Source organism: Paenibacillus sp. J22P169, assembly GCF_059691995.1.
In genome coordinates this window covers 239,825-261,664 of record NZ_JCAUAO010000001.1, presented here as the reverse complement: position 1 = coordinate 261,664, position 21,840 = coordinate 239,825, and the positions used below count along the sequence as shown (strand labels likewise).

General features: G+C 42.8%; 17 protein-coding genes. All 17 read right to left on the bottom strand.

Annotation, left to right across the window (positions count from 1 at the left end):
- Positions 1 to 107: 107 nt before the first annotated feature.
- Positions 108 to 563 carry a dUTP diphosphatase gene (dut, locus tag AC58QG_RS01325; protein WP_497360018.1) on the bottom strand — a complete coding sequence of 152 codons (456 nt, stop codon included), beginning with the start codon at positions 561 to 563 and terminating at the stop codon, positions 108 to 110.
- Complete coding sequence (locus AC58QG_RS01320) at positions 550 to 1,806, bottom strand: M16 family metallopeptidase (protein ID WP_497360016.1); 1,257 nt, start codon at positions 1,804 to 1,806, stop codon at positions 550 to 552. The genes dut and AC58QG_RS01320 overlap by 14 nt, the downstream gene beginning before the upstream one ends.
- Before the next feature lie 109 nt (positions 1,807 to 1,915).
- Positions 1,916 to 2,935 (bottom strand): polysaccharide deacetylase family protein, encoded by a 1,020-nt coding sequence (locus tag AC58QG_RS01315; RefSeq protein ID WP_497360014.1) that lies wholly within the window; start codon positions 2,933 to 2,935, stop codon positions 1,916 to 1,918.
- Between the two features lie 158 nt (positions 2,936 to 3,093).
- Positions 3,094 to 5,196: a polyribonucleotide nucleotidyltransferase gene (locus tag AC58QG_RS01310; RefSeq protein ID WP_497360012.1), complete on the bottom strand. Its 2,103-nt coding sequence runs from the start codon at positions 5,194 to 5,196 to the stop codon at positions 3,094 to 3,096.
- 266 nt (positions 5,197 to 5,462) lie between these two features.
- Complete coding sequence (rpsO, locus tag AC58QG_RS01305) at positions 5,463 to 5,732, bottom strand: 30S ribosomal protein S15 (protein ID WP_028558319.1); 270 nt, start codon at positions 5,730 to 5,732, stop codon at positions 5,463 to 5,465.
- Positions 5,733 to 5,886: 154 nt separating this feature from the next.
- On the bottom strand, positions 5,887 to 6,807 hold the full coding sequence (locus AC58QG_RS01300; RefSeq protein ID WP_497360010.1) for a bifunctional riboflavin kinase/FAD synthetase: 921 nt from the start codon (positions 6,805 to 6,807) through the stop codon (positions 5,887 to 5,889).
- Between the two features lie 74 nt (positions 6,808 to 6,881).
- A complete protein-coding gene (gene truB / locus AC58QG_RS01295; protein WP_497360008.1) occupies positions 6,882 to 7,796 on the bottom strand; it encodes a tRNA pseudouridine(55) synthase TruB in 915 nt (304 codons plus the stop codon).
- Positions 7,793 to 8,794: a DHH family phosphoesterase gene (locus tag AC58QG_RS01290; RefSeq protein WP_497360006.1), complete on the bottom strand. Its 1,002-nt coding sequence runs from the start codon at positions 8,792 to 8,794 to the stop codon at positions 7,793 to 7,795. The genes truB and AC58QG_RS01290 overlap by 4 nt, the downstream gene beginning before the upstream one ends.
- On the bottom strand, positions 8,791 to 9,150 hold the full coding sequence (rbfA, locus tag AC58QG_RS01285; RefSeq protein ID WP_310500281.1) for a 30S ribosome-binding factor RbfA: 360 nt from the start codon (positions 9,148 to 9,150) through the stop codon (positions 8,791 to 8,793). The genes AC58QG_RS01290 and rbfA overlap by 4 nt, the downstream gene beginning before the upstream one ends.
- A gap of 6 nt (positions 9,151 to 9,156) precedes the next feature.
- Positions 9,157 to 12,021 (bottom strand): translation initiation factor IF-2, encoded by a 2,865-nt coding sequence (gene infB, locus AC58QG_RS01280; protein ID WP_497362754.1) that lies wholly within the window; start codon positions 12,019 to 12,021, stop codon positions 9,157 to 9,159.
- A 52-nt stretch (positions 12,022 to 12,073) separates the two neighbouring features.
- Positions 12,074 to 12,403 (bottom strand): L7Ae/L30e/S12e/Gadd45 family ribosomal protein, encoded by a 330-nt coding sequence (locus AC58QG_RS01275; protein WP_497360004.1) that lies wholly within the window; start codon positions 12,401 to 12,403, stop codon positions 12,074 to 12,076.
- Positions 12,393 to 12,707 (bottom strand): RNase P modulator RnpM, encoded by a 315-nt coding sequence (gene rnpM / locus AC58QG_RS01270; RefSeq protein ID WP_065853834.1) that lies wholly within the window; start codon positions 12,705 to 12,707, stop codon positions 12,393 to 12,395. The genes AC58QG_RS01275 and rnpM overlap by 11 nt, the downstream gene beginning before the upstream one ends.
- A 29-nt stretch (positions 12,708 to 12,736) precedes the next feature.
- Positions 12,737 to 13,834, bottom strand: a complete 1,098-nt coding sequence (gene nusA, locus AC58QG_RS01265) for a transcription termination factor NusA (RefSeq protein WP_497286404.1) — start codon at positions 13,832 to 13,834, stop codon at positions 12,737 to 12,739.
- 36 nt (positions 13,835 to 13,870) lie between these two features.
- Positions 13,871 to 14,335 carry a ribosome maturation factor RimP gene (gene rimP / locus AC58QG_RS01260; RefSeq protein WP_497360002.1) on the bottom strand — a complete coding sequence of 155 codons (465 nt, stop codon included), beginning with the start codon at positions 14,333 to 14,335 and terminating at the stop codon, positions 13,871 to 13,873.
- Positions 14,336 to 14,567: 232 nt separating this feature from the next.
- A complete protein-coding gene (locus tag AC58QG_RS01255) occupies positions 14,568 to 18,878 on the bottom strand; it encodes a PolC-type DNA polymerase III (RefSeq protein ID WP_497360000.1) in 4,311 nt (1,436 codons plus the stop codon).
- Positions 18,879 to 18,944: 66 nt separating this feature from the next.
- Positions 18,945 to 20,393 carry a proline--tRNA ligase gene (gene proS / locus AC58QG_RS01250; RefSeq protein ID WP_497359998.1) on the bottom strand — a complete coding sequence of 483 codons (1,449 nt, stop codon included), beginning with the start codon at positions 20,391 to 20,393 and terminating at the stop codon, positions 18,945 to 18,947.
- Positions 20,394 to 20,414: 21 nt separating this feature from the next.
- The gene (gene rseP, locus AC58QG_RS01245; RefSeq protein WP_497359996.1) at positions 20,415 to 21,674 is read right to left on the bottom strand and encodes an RIP metalloprotease RseP; all 1,260 of its coding nucleotides are present in this window, start codon (positions 21,672 to 21,674) and stop codon (positions 20,415 to 20,417) included.
- Positions 21,675 to 21,840: the final 166 nt, after the last annotated feature.

Here is a 21,840-nt window from a genome sequence, read left to right as displayed (position 1 = left end):
GCGTTCGCCTAAGGATGGGTGACTTCTGTCTTTGTGTCCTCTCAAACAAGAAAGAACCCCTTCCAAAGAAGAGGTTCTTTCTTGTTCATGCTATGTATGCAGCAGTCTTAACGACCTGTATGGCCGAAACCACCAGAGCCACGTACTGTTTCTGACAATTCGCTTACTTCGTTCAATTGAATTTGTGGCACACGCTGAAATACCATCTGAGCGATGCGTTCATTTCGTTGGATTACGAAGGGCTCCTGACCATGATTAATCAGCAATACCTTCACTTCACCGCGATAATCAGCGTCAATAGTACCCGGTGAATTGAGCGTTGTGATGCCATGTTTATAAGCTAACCCGCTTCTTGGGCGAATCTGAGCTTCAAGCTCAGGCGGCATGCTCAACGCAAAGCCAGTTGGAATCAATTGACGCTCACCTGGTGCAAGCACGATTGGTTCAGTAACTGCCGCGTGCAAATCATATCCACTAGCCGCTTCGGACATTTTTTGCGGTAAGAGAATGTCCTCTTGTCCTTCGATGCGTTTTACTTGCACTTCAAAATCATAGAGAGACAAGCTGATCCCTCCTGAAGCCGCTAATTACATCATCCGCATTCCCAACCATAGATAGTGCAAATGGTGCCCCGAACAACGTTTTCGTCAATTGACGAATATGCTCCATGTTCACACTTTCGATGCGCTGGATCATCTCATCTAGACTATAATGCTTGCCTGTCATCAATTCATTTTTACCAAAACGGTTCATCCGGCTGCTTGTGCTCTCTAAGCTGAGAATGAGGCTGCCTTTCAACTGCTCTTTCCCCTTCTTCAGTTCAGAATCAGTCATACCATTCACAGTAATATCATGCAGCAGTTCCATGGTTACTTTCAGCACTTCTTCCGTCTGTTTAGGCGCTGTCCCTGTATAAATCGTGAACATCCCGCTATCGATATGAGAAGAATGATACGAATATACGGAGTAAGCTAATCCGCGTTTCTCCCGAATTTCTTGAAACAGTCTGGAGCTCATGCCACCACCAATGGCATTATTCAATAAAACCATTGGATACAAATTTTCCTCTTGAAGCGACAATCCAGGTAACGACAAACAAATATGATTTTGTTCAGTTTTCTTTGCATGGAAAATCAATTCGCTCATGAAATCTGGAGCATCATAGCTTGTTTCAACACCTGATTGGGAGAAGCCACCGAAATGCTTTTCAATTAATTCCTTCACACTATCATCAATATTTCCAGCAATACTTAACACGGTGTTCTCCGTATTGTAATTTTGTTTTAGATACGAACGAAGATCGTCTGACTTCATTTTAGACAAATTATCTTGCGTCCCTAGAATCGTATAACCCAATGCGTGAGTGCCATATGAAGCCTTCGCTAACAAGTCATGAACGAGGTCATCCGGCGTATCTTCATACATGGAGATTTCTTCGTAAATGACATTCTTCTCTTTCTCTAGCTCGCCTTCATCAAAGGTCGAATTGAAAAACATATCCGAAAGTACATCCATCGCTAATGGCAAATGTTCATCCAACACTTTGGCGTAATAGCACGTATATTCTTTGGACGTGAAGGCATTCACATTCCCGCCAATACCATCAAAAATTTCTGCGATATCCTTCGCCGAATGCCGTTCTGTTCCTTTGAACAACATATGTTCGATGAAATGTGAAATCCCATTATTCATCTGTGACTCGTTACGCGAGCCTGTTTTCACCCAGATGCCGAATGTTACTGATCGAAATGTGGGGATTTGTTCCATGACGACTCTCAAGCCATTATGTAAGCGATATTTGATCACCAAGGTTCCTCCTCGAAATGGTACACCTAAAAGTCCAATTCTCCTATTATACTTCCTCAGTCTAACAAAAATGTGCCATATACTCAAATTAGCGCCATTAAAAGCATGACTACTTCGTGATTTGCCCTTGTCCTGTAATTCTTTTTGAGGAAAGTAGGTCTGAAACAGTTCCTAGTACCAACCCTTTTTTCTTAATCAAATTAATCATACCTGGCAGCGCATCGCGTGACGAAACCGTTGGGTGCATCAGAATTAGCGTTCCAGGTTCAACATTGTTTGATAAACGTTCAAGAATACGACCTGCACCTGGATTTTTCCAATCTATCGTATCAAAGGTCCACAACACCGTTTGCAGTCTGAATTCTGAGGCTACCTGTATGGTTTCTTGATTAAAATAGCCTGAGGGAGGAGCAAATAATGTGTTCTTTACACCGAGCTGCTTCAGCAATTCTTCTGTTTTTGAAATTTCCTCTACCGCTTTGCTCCGCGAAATCGTACGCATGTCTTTATGCGAATAGGCGTGGTTTGATACTTCGTGACCTTCGCTTAGAATCCGTTTGGCCATTTCTGTATTTTTCTTTAACCAAGAACCATCAAAGAAGAATGTCGCGTGGACATTTTCGTTACGCAGCGTTTCTAACATACTAGGCAAAAATTCATTGCCCCATGCGACATTAATCATAAATGAAACCATTGGTTTCTTCGGATTACCTTTATACACAGGATTGGGAGCAAGGTCGTCTAATTGAATACTTGGCTCTATTTCCTTCATCACATAATTAATTTGATTAGGTGTCAATTGATGCTCCGCTAACTTTAGAGTTTCCTCAATATCCACTTCAAGTCCATTATAACCAGGGATAGCTTTCCAAACGGAATCTACTTTTGCATTAATTGGAGCAACCTTACGGTTCGCTGCTTCTTTGGTTATCATTTCTAATAAGACAGACTTATTAACTGAAGCAAAAACAGGACGGGCTTCATTCTTCGTCCAGTTGTTTTCATTAACCAAAATCGTTTGATAACCTTTTACACTTTCTATATAGGTTCCAACACTAGGGATCGAATTCACACCAATTAGAACCATAGCAAAAAAACTCCCAAGCAATATCCATTTTTTGTGGAGCATACACAGGTCCCCTTTCTTCATCTCCTGATTGTATGAAGATTGGGACAAGAGTAGAACCCGTGCATGTCCTTCTATGCTGCGAAAAGCAAAAAAGAGACAGATAGATCTGACTCTTTATCCTGAACTATGAATGAAACGTCCTCACGGAATACGAATCTCTAGCTTTGTGCAGAGACTTGTGAAGTTAACGTTGCTTTGCGTGAAAGATTAACTCTTCCTTGTTGATCAATTTCTGTAACTTTAACTGTAATTTGATCGCCAACATTCACAACATCTTCTACTTTTGCAACACGCTCAGTTGAAATTTGTGAAATGTGAACGAGACCTTCTTTACCAGGGAGAATCTCAACGAATGCGCCAAATTTCTCTACGCGCTTCACTGTACCAAGGTATGTTTCACCAACAATCACTTCACGAACAATGCCTTCAATAATGGAACGAGCTTTCTCGTTCATTTCTTGATTTGACGATGCAATGAATACGCGACCGTCTTGCTCGATGTCGATTTTCACACCAGTTTCTTCAATAATTTTATTGATGATTTTACCACCTGCTCCAATAACATCACGGATTTTATCCGGATTAATGTTCATTGTGAGGATTTTTGGTGCATATTGAGAAAGGTTTTTGTTTGGCTCGGAAATACGTGAAACCATTTTACTTAAAATGTGTAAACGGCCTTCTTTCGCTTGTTGCAAGGATTGTTGCAAAATACTGCGATCGATGCCATCAATTTTGATATCCATTTGTAAAGCCGTGATCCCTTCAGCTGTTCCTGCAACCTTGAAATCCATATCGCCAAGGTGATCTTCCATACCTTGAATATCTGACAAGATAGAGAATTGATCGCCGTCTTTGATGAGACCCATTGCAATACCCGCAACTGGAGCTTTAATCGGAACACCAGCATCCATAAGCGCAAGTATACTTGCACAAATACTCGCTTGGGAAGTTGAACCATTTGATTCCAACACTTCAGATACAAGACGAATTGTGTAAGGGAACTCAACTTCGTTCGGGATGATCGGCTCAATAGCTCGTTCACCTAACGCACCATGTCCAATTTCACGACGGCCTGGAGGACGCAAAGGTCTAGCTTCCCCAACGCTGAACGGCGGGAAGTTATAGTGATGCATGAAACGTTTGGTTTCAGTCAGATCTAAACCGTCCAAGATTTGAACATCGCCAAGAGCACCTAATGTACAAATGCTAAGTGCTTGTGTTTGACCACGTGTAAACAAGCCAGAACCATGTGTGCGCGGCAATAAGTTGATATCGCATTCGATTGGTCGAATCTCATCTGGTTTACGTCCATCCGGTCTTACTTTATCATGTGTGATCAGGCGACGAACTTCCTCTTTCACAATATCATAAAGTGTTTCTTTCACATCACCTAGAAGACCCGGTGTTTCAACATACAATGCAGTGAAATGTCCAACCGCATCTGCATTCACAACATCGATAGCTTCTTGTCTAGCATGCTTTTCAGGAATTTTGATCGCATCCACTAATCTTGCTTGAGCAAATTCACGCACCGCGCTATTCACTTCAGCATCGACAGCATGGAGTTTAACTTCCATTTTTGGTTTACCAACTTGTTCAACCAATTCTTCAATCGTTGCAACAATCTTACGAATCTCATCATGACCAAACATAATCGCTTCAAGGACAACTTCCTCTGAAACTTCTTTCGCCCCTGCTTCAACCATCATAATTGCATCTTTGGTCCCTGCAACAGTTAAGTGAAGATCACTCTTCTCTGCTACTTCACCTGTAGGATTGATAACGAATTGCCCATCAACACGACCAACAATCACGCCACCGACAGGTCCATTAAATGGAACATCAGAGATCGCAAGTGCAGCGGATGTACCGATCATTGCAGCCATTTCTGGCGGACATTCTTGGTCTACGCTCATGACGATCGACACAATTTGAACATCATTACGGAAGCCTTCTGGGAAAAGAGGGCGAATTGGACGATCCGTCAAACGGCTCGCAAGAATCGCTTTCTCACTTGGACGTCCTTCACGTTTGATAAAACCACCAGGAATTTTACCAACTGCGTATAATCTTTCTTCGTAGTTCACTGTTAACGGAAAGAAATCTAAATCTTTCGGTCCGCTGGAAGCCGTTACTGTGCTAAGCACAACCGTGTCGCCATAACGAACAGTTACTGCTGCATTGGCTTGTTTGGCTAGTCGGCCTGTTTCAAGAATGAACGGCTTACCGCCAAGTTCCATTTGTACCCTTGTCTCCATAAAATCCTCCTAAGGCATGGTTTGAATTTCAAAATATGTGTTGATAAACATGTACAGAAATCAAAAGATCCAGAGACCAATCCGAATCTACTCCGTATGTATGCAAAATAGACAAGCTATGGAGTTATCCTCTATTTCTGCGTTATGTCTAGTATTTCCTTCTTTTCCTGTTTTAAAAATACAAGAAAAAGCAACCTTTTGCTGCTCTCTGCCAGAGCTTTATCAAGCCTAGCAAAGGAGCAACAGGTTGCTTCTCATTGTCGGTTTTATCGACGCAAACCAAGCTTTGCAATCAAAGCACTATAGCGGCTTACATCTTTGTTTTTAACATATGCTAGCAACTTACGACGTTGTCCAACCATTTTAAGCAAACCACGACGGGAGTGGTGATCTTTCTTGTGTGTACGTAGGTGGTCTGTAAGGTTAACAATGTTTTCTGTAAGGATTGCTACTTGTACCTCAGGTGAACCTGTGTCGGTATCGTGTACTTTGTGTGTTTGAATCAGTTGTGTTTTGCGCTCTTGCGTAATTGCCATAATCGTTCATCTCCTAAATTCTATTAGTATCCCCGCTAGCCTAGAAAGCGCCGATGAAAACGTCAATCCAAGCTAAGGTTCATGCCAAATGAACAAGTCCATTCGACAACGTTAATCAGTATATCACAATTGACTAGTAGAAGTAAATGTAAGATTACGACTCTAACGTCAATTTCTGTTTAGCTTCTGCTGCATCGAGTTTTATTTGAGCAACTAAATCTTCTAATGAAGTGAATTTACGTTCTGGTCTAAGAAAAGCAATAAGCTCAACCATGACGGTTTCTCCATATATTTGCTCGGAAAATTCAAATAAATGCGCTTCAAATGATGGTTTTAGTTCCCCTGTCTCAAATGTTGGTTTTACACCAATATTCATGACACCTTGATAAACTTCCCCGCGAACGGTCGCTTTAATCGCATAAACTCCATTCGTAGGACTGACATAGGGTTCATCCAATTGGAGATTAGCTGTAGGAAAACCAAGTGTTCTCCCTCGCTTCGCACCATTTACAACAGTACCACTTAAGCTGTATGGACGTCCTAATAGCCTTGTCACGGTTTCCATTTCTCCTAGCTGCAAGGCTTCACGAATACGCGTACTGCTTACTTTTTCACCATTCATATGAAAAGGTCTCACCACTTCAACAGAGAATTTTCCGTGACTCAACTCGCAGAGTGAATCCGGAGTACCTTTACCCTGAAAACCAAAGGTAAAATCAAAACCGCATATGACGCTATCAACGCCAAGTCGATCAAGCACTTGATCCACAAATTGTTCCGGAGATAATCGCATGAGTGAAGCATCAAACGTTACAATGTAAGCATGATTTATGCCCATGCTTTCAAAAATCTCCATCTTCTTTTTCATGGGAGTCAGTAGATCCACATATTTATCTTGACCCATTACCGCTCTAGGATGAGGATAGAAGGTCATGATGGCTGAGTTTAGTCCAAGGGTCTTAGCCGTTAGCAAAGCCCGTCCAATAACTTCTCGGTGTCCTAGATGTACACCATCAAAGTCACCTATAGCCACCACTTGTTTTCCTACAAACTGGGCCAGCCGATCCAAATCCATCGGATATGATATTGGTATTATTTGCATATAAGTTCGTTCACCTACCCATTTCAACCCGTCCCGCGACGTTATGATTAAAGGAAAACTTTGGCCGGGACCAAGACGTGGCTAGTGCTTTTCCATTCAAACAGACCCAAAAATCGTTCATCTGGTGAATAGGCCCGAAATATGGTTTGAGATGCATCTGCATGAGCCACTCGATTCGCAGCTAGAGCTATTTTCTTTCCTTGTGACGAATGAACAGCTTCTTGATCAGTGAGAGAAATAGATGGAATATGTGAGATGGCAATGTCCATAGGAATCATATGTTGCTGCAACGAGCCATCTTCTTTCATTTGAACAATTTGCTCAAACGTTAAACATTGCTCCTTGCGAATATTCCCTGTTGATGTGCGAATCAAACTTACCATAACGGCAGGATATCCGAGTGCTTTTCCAATATCTACACACAACGTTCTGATGTATGTACCTTTGGAGCACACGGCACGGAAACGAATTTCAGGATGCTTCTGATTCAAGTTGAGCTCAAGAATTTCTATTTCAAAGATCGTGGCTTTCCTTGCTTTTCGTTCTACTTCCTTACCTTCTCTCGCCAATTCGTAAAGGCGTTTACCATCTATTTTGACAGCAGAGAACATTGGAGGAATCTGCTCTATGTCCCCAACAAAGGATTCAAGCACTTCACGCGCTTGAATCTCTTCGAGTGAAACAAGAGGAACTTCTTCAACTACTTCTCCCGTCATATCTTCGGTATCTGTAGATAAGCCAATTCGCAAAACTGCTTCATATTCCTTAGGTAACTCTTGAATATATTCAACCATCCGTGTCGCGCGACCAATGCAAAGTGGCAGAACACCTGTCACTTGCGGATCAAGCGTACCCGTATGACCAATTCGTTTGATACTCAAAATCCTTCTAACTTTGGCAACAACATCATGGGATGTAAAGCCCGCAGGTTTCCAAACAGGCAAAATGCCTTCTAACGTCATTTCAGCTTGTCCCCTACTTCCTGAACCATTCTAGCAATAGCTTCATCTAACGTACCATGAATTGTACATCCTGAAGCCCGAACATGACCTCCACCGCCTAGTGATTGTGCGATTGCAGCAACATCGACTAAACCAGAGGAGCGTAGGCTTACTTTAATGACGCCCGATGCCTTCTCTTTAATCAACATGCCCACTTCGACACCCTCCACATTACGAGGATAGTTCACCAAGCCATCCAAATCATCGCTCGAAGCACCCGTTAATTCTAGGTCTTCAAGTGAAACAGCAAGCCAGGCCAACTTCCGATCATAAGCAAATGAAAGCGTAGATAGCGCTTTTTGGAGAAGAACAATTTGTGCATACGTCATTCGTTCTAGCACATGCTCAGCGATTTCAGCACCTTTGACACCTAACTCCAACATGGATGCGCCAATCTTCATAACCTCGGAAGAAGTGTTCGAATATCGGAAACCGCCAGTATCCGTTAACAAGCCCGTATAGATGCATTCACCAAACGTAATGTCTGGTTGCAGATTCATATGTAGCGCCAAATCAAACAGAATTTGAACGGTAGCCGCGGCGTCATGCTTGATCAAATGACAGGAACCAAATTCATCATTAGTTGGGTGATGGTCAATATTGAGCAGGTTTACCTGCTCATCAAAAAGAGTGCTGATCCTACCCATTCTGGAGAAATCAGCACAATCAACACTTATGATGGTTTGGTATAGTCGATTAGGTGCCTGTTCACTATAATCAATCGTTTGATTACTACCTGCTAAATACGAAAATTTAGAGGGCATAGCGCCCTCATTGATCATCGTGAATGACTTCCCAAGTTGACTTAAAATCCAACCTGTTGCATACGTTGAACTGGCAGCATCTCCATCCGGTTGGATGTGAGATACCACCAAGAAATCATCATGCTGCTCGATAAATGCAGCTGCTGCTGCCAGCTGCTGACAGTATTCGGTGGCATGGTTCATTCCGATATTCATACGTTTGTATTTCCTTCCTGATTGAGCTTATACAACAACTGGTCAATATGACTACCATAGTCGATAGAAGCATCAAATTTAAACTGAAGCTCTGGAACCTTACGTAAACGAATTCGTTTGCCTAATTCAGAACGAATATACCCTGAAGCAACAGAAAGCGCCTTAAGGGTGGCAGCTTTCTCTTCTTCAGTTCCCATTACGCTTAGATAAACGCGAGCTAGGGACAAATCATTCGTCACTTCAACTCCCGTAACGGTCATGAAACCAATACGCGGATCTTTCAGCTCTGCTTGAATGATTTGACTTAACTCTTTCTTAATTTGTTCACCAACTCGACCTACACGAACTCTAGCCATTTATAATCACCTCTCAACGGACTCCATGATAAAGGCTTCGATGATGTCGCCCTCTTTAATATCATGATAACGCTCAAGAGATATACCACACTCATAGCCTTGTGCAACTTCTTTTTGATCATCTTTGAATCGTTTCAAAGAATCAATTTTGCCTTCATGAACAACAATTCCGCTACGAACCAAGCGAGTTTGTGCATTACGGGCAATTTTACCTGAAGTTACGTAACAACCTGCAATAGTTCCTGAACCTGTAATTTTGAATACATTACGTACTTCAGCTTGACCAAGAACAACTTCTTTGAAGATTGGATCCAACATGCCTTTCATTGCTTGCTCGATTTCTTCAATTACGTTGTAAATGATGTTATGCAGACGGATATCCACTTTCTCTTGATCCGCAGTTGCTTTCGCAGCTGGTTCAGGACGAACGTTAAATCCGATAATAATTGCATTTGAAGCAGAAGCCAAAATGATATCAGATTCTGTTACGGCACCAACGCCATTGTGAAGAATCTTAACGCGAACACCCTCAACTTCAATCTTCTCAAGAGAGCTTTTCAGTGCTTCAACAGAACCTTGAACGTCACCTTTGATAATAACATTCAGATCTTTCACTTCGCCATCTTTAATATGTTTAAAGAGGTCTTCAAGTGTAACACGTGAATTAGCTGTCATCTCGGATTGACGAAGTGCAATCGCACGACGATCCGCGATGTCTCTTGCCTTACGCTCATCTTCATAAGCTAAGAATGGATCCCCAGCTTGTGGTACTTCTGTCAGACCCGTGATTTCAACTGGCGTTGAAGGACCCGCTTCTTTTAAACGTTTACCCTTATCATTAACGATCGCACGCACACGACCGAAACATACACCGGCAACGAAGCTATCTCCAACTTTTAAAGTACCATGTTGGATTAGGATTCTAGCCACTGGGCCTCTTCCTTTATCCAATTCAGCCTCAATAACGGTTGCTCTTGCACGCTTGTTCGGGTTCGCTTTGTACTCTTGTACTTCAGCAACTAGCAAAATCATCTCAAGTAAGTTTTCTAGACCAATACGTTGTTTTGCGGAAATTTCGCAGAAAATCGTATCGCCGCCCCACTCTTCTGGAACTAGCTCGTAAGCCGTAAGAGCTTGCTTGATTTGATCAGGATTAGCGCCTTCTTTATCAATCTTGTTCACAGCAACAATGATGGGTACGCCAGCCGCTTTAGCATGACTAATCGCTTCTACGGTTTGTGGCATTACACCGTCATCTGCTGCAACAACGATAATCGTAATATCTGTAACTTGAGCACCGCGGGCACGCATCGTAGTAAACGCTTCGTGACCTGGCGTATCCAAGAAAGTAATTTTCTTATGATTAACTTCGACTTGATAAGCACCGATGTGCTGTGTGATTCCGCCTGCTTCGCCTTCTGTAACACTCGTTTTACGAATGGCATCAAGCAAAGTTGTTTTACCATGGTCAACGTGCCCCATGATGGTAACAACAGGTGGACGCTCAAGCAAATCAGCCTCGTCATCGATTTCTTCGAAAGTTTCGAAGTTATCTTCTTCGACTTTGATCTTGATTTCAACTTCAACACCAAATTCAGTTGCAATCAATTGAATGGTTTCCAAATCTAGCTCTTGGTTGATCGTAGCCATCGTGCCAAGGAATAGAAGCTTCTTAATAACTTCAGAAGCATCCTTGTGAAGCAATTTTGCTGTTTCACCAACAGTCATATTGCCACGAACGATGATCTTCTTAGGTGTATTATCCACTTTTTCTTTCTTAACCATATCTTGTTGGTAACGACCTCTGTTGTTACCGCGTTGGTTGCCTCTGTTGTTGCCGCCAGGACCACGATTACCACCAGATCTGTTATCATCAAAACGTTTTGGCGTTGGTTTGGATTTCTTTGTTGTGATGATACCAGCTTTTGCTGCTGCATCATCCAACTCAGCTGCTGTTGCACCAACATGGAATTGCGGTTTAGCTTCTTGAACAACCGGTCTTCCACTTTGGTTGTTGTTGCGGTTCTCAAATGGCTTGGACTGACGATTAGGGCCAGCACTGCGATTCGGGCTGGATTGTGGACGCCCGCTGTTCGCGCTTTGACCACTACTTGCTCCTGGGCTGCCTGCGCCTTGATTAGGGCGGGAACCTGCATAGTTACTATTTGTTCTTGGTGCTCCGCCTTGTCCTTGACCTTGGCTGTAGCCTTGGCTAGCTGGACGACTGCTGTTATATCCACCACTGCTTCCACCCGCTGGACGTTGTCCACCAGGATTAGAGCCTTGGTAACCACCCGTACGTTGCCCACCTTGGCTCGAGCCTTGCCCTGCAGGACGCTGTCCACCAGGATTGGAGCCTTGGTAACCACCTGTGCGTTGTCCGCCTTGGCTGGAGCCTTGACCGCTAGGACGCGCACCATTCGGATTAGAACCTTGATAGCCCGTACGTTGTCCGCCTTGACTATTATTAGGGCGATTGCCTTGGTAGTTGCTGCTTTGACCACTTGGACGTGACTGTGGAGGGCGACTAGATGTGTTTTGCGTAGACTGACCTTGTTGTGGCGTCACCGAACTTGTTGGTGTAGTCGGTTGACTAGTTGATTGTTCCGTAACTGATGACGGCTTTGTTGCCGCCGGAGTTACTGCACCTTTATTCTCTTGTGCTGGAGCCTGCGATGCAGGATTCTGATTCGTCGTAGATGAACTCACATTTCCTCCGTCCGTAGCTGCTCGTTTGGCAGCCGCATTTGCTTTGATATCTCTAAAAAACTTTTCCACACTGCTAACAGCATCATTCTCCATTACACTCATATGGTTGTTAACAGGTATATTTAATCGTTTGAGAATGGTAATAATTTCTTTGCTGCTCATATTGAGCTGCTTCGCGTATTCGTACACGCGTGTCTTGTCTTTATTATCTTGTTTATTGGTCAATATGTTTCACCTCCGCAGGATTTTCTTGACTCTTCTGCAGCATCTGCGCGAAGCCTCCGTCCAATACACCTATGGTGACACGCATTTCTTTCCCAATGCTGCGGCCCAATTCATACTTCGTACCGACTTCCATGAGTTTAACCCCATAAAATAGGCATTTATCTTGAAATTTCTTACGTGTATTAGCTGATGCGTCTTCCGCCATGATAACAAGCTTGGCATCACCCGCGCGAATTGCTTTGAAAACACCTTCATCACCCGTTACGAGTTTCCCGGCTCTCATTGCCAATCCCAATTGCGAATAAAATTTAGGATTCATCTTCGGATTCCTCCTCTTTCGAAGAAAGGAATTCATCTTCCACACGAATGAAATCTTGTTCCAGTTGGTCATAAATGTCTGCGCCTACAGCATGCTTCAGAGCTCTATCCAGGGCTTTGCTTTTCTTTGCCAATTTAAAACAAGAAACTTTACCGCACAGGTAGGCACCGCGCCCAGACTTCTTCCCTTTGAGATCAATGAGAATGTCATCCTCAGGCGTTTTGACGACGCGGATCAAGTCCCTCTTCGGCATCATTTCCTGACAGGCAACGCATTTTCTCAGAGGGATTTTTCTCTGCTTCATTCCGATCACCCCTTGTTCCTAACAACAACTTAATCGATGCTAATCGAATCTTGGTGCATCTCTTCCGAGTAAGTTTTCACTCTACCAAATTCTTGTTCTGCTTGTGTTTCGCTCTTGATATCGATTTTCCAACCTGTCAACTTGGCAGCTAAACGGGCATTCTGACCTTTAATCCCAATTGCCAGAGATAGCTGATAATCAGGGACAATGACACGCGCCATTTTTTCATTTTCATGAATCTGAACTTCAAGCACTTTAGAAGGGCTAAGCGCATTCGCCACATACTCTTCCACGCTCTCCATCCAGCGAACGATATCAATTTTCTCTCCGCGCAGTTCAGTTACGATCGTTTGAACACGCAAACCTTTAGGTCCTACACAAGAACCGACAGGATCAACCTCTGGATTACGGGAATGAACTGCGATCTTCGAACGGAAGCCTGCTTCACGTGCAACGGAACGAATCTCAACGACGCCATCAAAAATCTCAGGCACTTCAAGCTCAAATAGACGCTTTAACAAACCTGGATGAGTTCTTGATAAAATAATTTGAGGACCCTTTGTTGTGTTCTCAACTTTCGTAATATAGGCTTTAATGCGATCACCTTGTTTGAACTTATCCGTTGGCATAAGCTCCGTAAGTGGAAGAACTGCTTCTACTTTGCCCAGGTCAACATAAATATTTCGTTGATCTTGACGCTGTAGGATACCTGTTACGATATCTTCTTCTTTATCGATAAAAGCATTATAAATTAAGCCACGCTCGGCTTCGCGGATTCGTTGCGTTACGACCTGTTTAGCGGTTTGTGCTGCAATACGTCCAAAATCACGAGGCGTCACTTCAATTTCAACAATATCTTCCAATTGGTAGTTCGGATTAATCTCACGCGAAGCGTGAACAGAAATTTCCAATCTTGGATCCAATACTTCCTCTGTAACGGTCTTCCGTGCATATACCTTGATAAGACCCGTATGTCGATTGATATCTACACGCACGTTTTGTGCCGTGTTGAAATTACGTTTATAACTTGAAATCATCGCCGCTTCAATAGCATCAATGAGTAGCTCCTTGGAGATACCCTTCTCTCGTTCAATTTCCGACAGCGCTTCAATAAAATCCGTGTTCATTTGAACTGAGTCCCCCCCTTCAATAAGTAACGATTACTAAAATACGATAGCGAGACGTGCACTAGCTACTTTGGTAACCGGAATGCTGATTTTCTTTTTACCAATCCCAATCACGAGAACTTCCTCGTCATAAGACTGCAACAATCCTTCAAATTCCTTAGAACCGTCGATCGCTTCATACGTGGTAACAAATACGTGACTATTTACGGCTTTGTAATAATCTTGAGTTTTCTTGAGTGGACGTTCAGCTCCAGGTGAAGAAACTTCCAAGAAATAAGCATCAGTAATTGGATCTTTCTCGTCCAATTGAACACTTAAGTATTCACTGATGCGGCCGCAATCATCTATATCAATTCCGCCTTCTTTGTCAGCATAGACACGAAGGAACCAATTGCTGCCTTCTTTGACATATTCAATATCCACGATTTCAAACCCATTTTGTTCAACAAAATCCTTCAGCATGTCCTCAATGATGGATTTGATTTGCTCTTGTGTAGCCACAGATATGTGTACCTCCTAAATTGACTTTTCCTTGTCTTAACCGGAAAAGTCCTATATCAAAATGTAAAGAGTGGGTTTCCCCACTCTTTAATCACAAGATGATATCCTCATTATTGCCAATAAAAATTATACCATAACCATTCTTTGCATTACAATAGCAAACTTGTTAATCATTTTCACTTGACAGCTAAAAGTTTTCCGAAGAAAAACTGACTTCGAAACCATTCTCCCACTAAAATAATGAGAGTTGATTGGATTCAGGCAAACCGCGGAAGCATCCCATTTGACTCAATAATTCAATGACCGTTTTGGAGGCTTTGGAACGATTCTGGAAATCCTCAATAGATAGGAAATCTCCTTCATCCTTGGCGGCAGCAATATTCTTAGCGGCACTTTCACCAATCCCTGACATCGCAGCAAAAGGTGGAATTAAGGATGTGCCATCAATGATAAACTTCGTTGCATCAGAACGATAGATATCGATCGGCTTGAAACTAAAACCGCGTGACGTCATTTCCAGGGACATTTCAAGAATCGAAACCATGGCTTTCTCTTTCGGCAGAGCCTGGAAACCTTTCGCTTCGATCTCTACTAATTGTCTGAGAATCGCATCATATCCTTGGCAAAGCAGTTCAAGATCAAAATCAGCAGCACGAACACTAAAGTAAGTAGCATAGTAAGCTATCGGATGGTACACCTTGAAGTAAGCAGTACGAACGGCGGAGATAACGTAAGCTGCAGCATGCGCTTTTGGAAACATATACTCAATCCGTTCGCAGGATTCAATATACCAAGCGGGAACATTACAGCGCTTCATCTCATCTTTCCATTCGTCAGTCAAGCCTTTCCCTTTACGAACGCTCTCCGTAATTTTAAAAGCAAGACCCGCATCCATTCCCGCTTTGTAAATCAGATAAAGCATGATATCATCCCGACAGCCAATAACCGTCTTAATGTTACAAATCCCTTTTTTGATAAGCTCCTGAGCATTCCCTAACCAAACACCCGTTCCGTGTGACAAGCCTGAGATTTGCAATAAATCGGCAAAAGAGGACGGCTGCGTTTCCTGAAGCATCTGACGAACGAATTTGGTCCCCATCTCTGGAACGCCATACGTAGCAACCGGAGAACGAATTTGATCAGGTCTTACCCCTAAGGCATCCGTGGAATTAAAGATACTCATGGCTTTCGCATCATTCATTGGAATCGTTGTCGGATCAATGCCAGTCAAATCCTGAAGCATCCTCATCATCGTCGGATCGTCGTGTCCTAGAATATCTAATTTAAGCAAGTTCGCATCGAAGGCGTGATAGTCAAAATGAGTCGTCATCCATTCCGAGTTCTTGTCATCAGCTGGAAATTGAACCGGTGTTATATCGTCAACCTCAATGTAATCAGGAACGACAACAATGCCGCCTGGATGCTGCCCCGTACTTCTTTTAACCCCTGTACAGCCTGAAGCTAGTCGAGCAATTTCTGCCCCACGCCATTTCTGGCCCTGTTCTTCTTCATATTTCTTCACGAATCCGAATGCTGTTTTCTCAGCGACAGTACCAATCGTCCCTGCACGGAATACATTCTTAGGTCCAAAGATCTCCTTCGTGAAGTTATGCGCAACCGGCTGATAAACACCCGAGAAGTTCAAATCGATATCGGGAACTTTGTCCCCTTTAAAACCAAGGAATGTTTCGAATGGAATGTCATGTCCATCCCCTTTTAAATTCCCGCCGCAGGAAGGACATACTTTATTAGGCAAATCGAAACCACTCGGTACACTTCCGTCTAAGAACCACTCGCTGTGCCTGCAGGAAAGACATATATAGTGCGGAGGCAAAGGATTAACTTCTGAAATCCCCAACATCATCGCAACGACAGAGGAACCAACGGATCCTCGAGAACCTACCAGATAGCCATCCGCGTTTGATTTCTTTACGAGCCGTTCTGAAATCAAATAGTTGGCAGAAAATCCGAATTTAATAATAGGAACAAGTTCTTTCTCTAATCGAGCAATAATGACTTCGGGAAGCTCTTCACCATACATACTTTTCGCGGTGTCATAACAAGTTGTACGAATTTCTTCATCTGCACCTTCGATAATCGGTGTGAATAGCTTGTCTGGAAAAAGTTCAATGGGTTCAAAACGATCTGCAAGATCATTCGTACTGCGAATAACCACTTCAATCGCTTTCTCTTCACCCAAAAACTTAAACTCTTCAAGCATCTCTTTCGTTGTACGGAAATGCGCATCAGGCTTCTTCATCGCCTTCAATGGGCTAAACCCTGTAATCCCATTAATCGTGATATCCCGACAAACTTTTTCGCGTGGATTAAGATAATGAACATTCCCAGTTGCGATAACCGGCTTACCTGTTTTATAACCGATTTCACATACACGCCGTACCGCATTTTCAAGATCTTCTACAGAGCCAACCAACCCTTTTTCTACAAGATGCATGTTATAGCTAACCGGTTGAATTTCCAGAATGTCATAAAATTCCGAAACTTGCTCAGCTTCTTCAATCGACTTGTTCAGAACAGCTTCAAAGAATTCTCCCTTTTCACAACCAGAGGTAATTAAGAGACCTTCTCTATGCTCAACAAGCACACTTTTGGGCATCGTAGCTGCACGCTGCAAGTAAGTTGTATGAGACATGGAGATTAATTTAAATAGGTTTTTCTTACCAACAGCATTTAAAGCATAAATACAGCAATGAAATGGCCGTTGATTAGATAAGTCTTTCCCCACATAATCGTTCAATTTGACAAGGTTCGTAATCTGACGATCATTTGCCTCATTTATTAAATGATAAAGGACATAGCCAAGCGCAATGGAGTCATCAATCGCCCGGTGATGGTTATCGAGACCTACTTTAAATTTATCTGACAATGTATTTAGTCGATGATTTTTCATGGATGGAAAGAGAAATCTCGCAAGCTCCAGCGTATCGAGCACCGAGTTAGTTACTTCTGGCAGATCCATTCGCTTTAAATTGGCTTGAAGAAAGCCCATATCGAACCGCGCGTTATGCGCTACCAGCACGCAATCCCCAATAAACTCAACAAATTTAGGAAGCTCATCCTCAATATCTGGGGCATCCTTCACCATATCATCATTAATATTCGTTAACTGCTGAATGTTATAAGGAATCTTTTCGTGCGGATTGATGAAGGTAGCAAACCGATCAATTTCTTTGCCATCTTGCATTTTCACACCAGCGAGCTCGATGATGCGATTATTCGTTACCGAAAGCCCTGTCGTCTCTACGTCAAAAATCACATAAGTTGCTTGTTTTAAATCGAGATCTTGTCCATTCATAACGATAGGAACAGAATCATTGACGACATTCGCTTCAACGCCATAAATCACTTTAATCCCATGCTTTTTGGCTGCTTTTCCGGCATCAGGAAAACATTGAATATTGCTATGATCCGTAACTGCGATCGCTTTATGTCCCCATTTGGCCGCTATTTTCACATATTGATCTATCGGTGTCAGTGCGTCCATCGTACTCATTGTTGTGTGCAAATGAAACTCTACACGCTTCTCCGCCGCATCATCCATACGATCCCTCGGCGCCATCACTTCGTACAGATCATTCGGAATCATGACAAGCTCAGGGATTTGCATGAACCGGTCATACTCAACTTTCCCTCTTGCTCGAATCCAAGTTCCATTGGCGAGAAGGCTCATGATCTTCACATCGTCTTTAGTCTTCGCAAAAACCTTCATAGCCAATGAATCACTGAAATCCGTAATATTAAACGTAAATAACGTATTTCCGTTTCTTAATTCTTTAACATCTAGCCCAAATACTGTACCTTGTACCGCAATTTTCTTCTCTTCTTCCTGGATATCCTTCAGCGGCGTCGGAACTTCCTTTATATCAATGCCCATGACTAGCTTCAAATCACCCTCTGGTAATGAAGACTCTTCTTCCTCCATGTCGATGGACATCATGATTTCTTGCGTGTATGATTTTTCACCTTGCTCACGTTGCTTCGCAAACTTCTCATATTCCGCAACTATTTCGGTTGAATCACTCATTGCGTACTTGATTGATAATTCCGTCTGAAAAAAATTATGGAAAAAATTCCGGATAAACATATCGATATTTTTTTTCTTCGCTAATTCTAGTCCAATGGCATCTAGCATAATCAAGGATAGTGCATGCCCCTGAACCTCGAACCTAGCCTTCGACATCCAACCATTAACAGAAGGGACTTCCCGCTGCAGCCATTCCATAAACAAACCCCAATACTCCTCAACTAGAGCAGCTGGCTCTGCTTGTTCATACTTCCAAATAAAACGAATTTTTGCGATTTGCGCGAATTTCTCTTGAATCATTTTACAAAATGAACGATAAATGTTCAGAGGCACAAGGTCATTTTTAACCAAATAGAACGTCCAGTCGCGGTTTTTTCGACTAATTTCTACTTGATCAATGTAGCCATCTGCAAAATATGACCGTACAACATCGGCTGGAATCTCGGCTTGCTGCATCAAAAGCTCAAAGCGATTCCGTTTATCAGCCAAATTACTCATGAACAGCCTCCCCATAAACATACCAAGGGCAATGGAGATAGACCCTCCATATGCCCTTGATTGTAATTAATAGCTTCGACCAAAAACAACCGTATGCTTGGCAGCTTCACCACATACAAGGCAAGTCGATTTAGTTTCAGATGGTGTGAACGGGATATTACGACTTGTTGCTCCTGTTTCTTCTTTCACTTGCGATTCGCAAGCGTCAGATCCACACCAGCCAGCCAAGGCAAATCCGCGTTTCGTCTCCAAGAATGTCTTAAATTCATCGATCGTATCTACCGCGATGTAATGCTCGTCACGGAATTGCTTCGCTTTATCATACATCTGCTGGTGAATCTCAGCAAGTAAATTTTGAACTTCTTGCACGAAGTCAGCTTGTTGCACGATTTTCTTTTCCCCACTTACGCGAGAAACAAGAACAACTACGCCATTTTCCATGTCACGAGGACCAAGCTCTACACGAATTGGAACGCCGCGCATTTCATACTCGTTGAATTTCCAACCAGGACTTTGATCAGCACGATCATCCACTTTAACGCGAACGCCAGCTTTCTTCAGTTCAGCATACAACTCGTCTACACGTCCAATCACCTGTTCACGTGTTTTTGGAGGTCCAATCGGTATCATGATTACTTGCGTAGGAGCAACCTTCGGCGGTAGAACTAAGCCACGATCATCTCCATGAACCATGATTAGGGCACCAATTAAACGTGTACTCACACCCCATGAAGTTGTATGAGCAAATTGATGCTGATTCTCACGATCTAAGAATTTGATATCGAAAGCAACTGCGAATTTGGTGCCTAGGTAATGGGAAGTACCTGCTTGAACGGCTTTACCGTCTTTCATCATCGCTTCAATAGAGAAGGTATCAATCGCACCAGCAAATCTCTCAGATGGTGTCTTTTGACCTACGATAACTGGAATAGCAAGGAACTCTTCCGCAAATTGACGGTAAACGTCCAGCATTTGCATCGTTTCGCGGCGGGCATCCTGCTCATCTTCATGAGCGGTATGGCCTTCCTGCCATAAAAACTCAGTTGTACGAAGGAATGGCAGTGTCCGCTTCTCCCAACGAACAACGTTTGCCCATTGATTGATCAACAAAGGCAGATCACGATAGGAATTAATCCACTCGGCATACATATGTCCGATCATCGTTTCGGAGGTTGGACGAATCGCCAAACGCTCTTCTAATTTCTCTCCACCTGCTTCAGTCACCCATGGAAGCTCAGGATTAAAACCTTCAACATGCTCTTTTTCCTTTTGGAAAAAGCTTTCTGGAATAAACAACGGGAAGTACGCGTTGCGATGACCTGTCTCTTTAAATTTGCTATCCAGTTCACGCTGAATATTTTCCCAAATTTCATACCCATCCGGTTTAAATACGATACATCCGCGTACCGGGGAGTAACTCATTAAATCTGCTTTCTTAATAACATCTATGTACCATCTAGAGAAATCTTCTCCTTGTGGTGTAATTTCTTTGACAAATTGCTTTTCGTTTGACATAAACCCTCCCACAGATTAGGACTAACCCTTAATCAATCGTAAAATATCATTGTACGTAACAGCAACCATTAGCAGCATAAGCAATGCAAAACCAACGAAGTGAACCATACTCTCTCGGTTCGGGTCAATCGGTTTACCTCGTAATGCTTCTAAGCCCATGAAAAGCAGACGACTTCCGTCTAGCGCTGGGATTGGCAATAAATTAAAAATACCAAGATATAAGCTTAATGTCGCTGCCCAAGATATTAAATAGCTCAGTCCCATTTTGGCAAATTCAGCAGATACCTGAGCAGTTCTCACAGGACCACCGAGATCATCTAATTTGAATTGCAGCATAACAAGTTTCTGGAGACCTGTTACGATTCCAATGGTTGTACCTACAACTTGATCATAGGTCCCAGTGAAAACTTCTCCCAGCGTTGCACTTCTACGATCTCCACTTATGACAACTCCAAGCTTCCCAGCTCCTGCTTCCATTTCTGGTGTTACTTGAAGTGTAATTGGATTACCTGCACGATCAATGACCCATGTCATCGGCTTCCCGGCAGAAGATTGTATCGCGGTAACGAGCTTCTCACGATCATCCCCGATAGGTTGCTTATCAATGGACATGATGATGTCACCTTTTTGCAAACCTGACTTCTCACCTGCTTTGCCAGCAAGAACAGAATCCAGCTTCACATTCGTGAAAACACCTGACATAATCACTACAATGAAGAACAAAACAATAGCCAAGATGAAATTCATTACAGGCCCCATAACAATGGCTAGGGCACGTTTCCCAACTGATTTGGAACCAAATTGACGATCGTAAGGAGCGATTTGTGTTTCCGTCCCTTTCGTAACCATCATCGCTTGGGGATCAACTGGATATGTCACTTTCTCACCATCGACATCAAGCGATAATCGAAGTGATCTATCTAGATCAATTTGTTCCACGACACCCATGATGACATTAGAGCGTCGATCTAATTGATCTAGATATAAGAAAGTAACTTGGTTTTGTTTATTTAATTTGATAGCAACCGTTTGCCCAGGATTTACTTGGACAATTTCCGGGTCTTCCCCTGCCATACGAACAAATCCACCAATGGGTAAAATCCGCAACGTATAACGGGTCTCCCCTTTTTTATATGAAAAAATTTTGGGACCGAAGCCAATAGCAAATTCACGAACCAAAATACCAGCACGTTTTGCAAAGTAAAAATGACCCCATTCATGAATCGTAACAAGAACGAAAAACAACAGAATAACCTTTAATCCAACTTCAATGGCCGACAAGTCGTATTTCCTCCCTCGAGTTTTCTTCTGAAAACTATTCTATGTAGCAATGACCATACGCTTTCGCTAACAGAGCCTTTCTAAGCATCTACTTCAGATCAGCTGTTCTTGTTCTTAGATTACCACTATTGAACGGCTGAATACAAGCTATGCCTGCTCAGGTCAT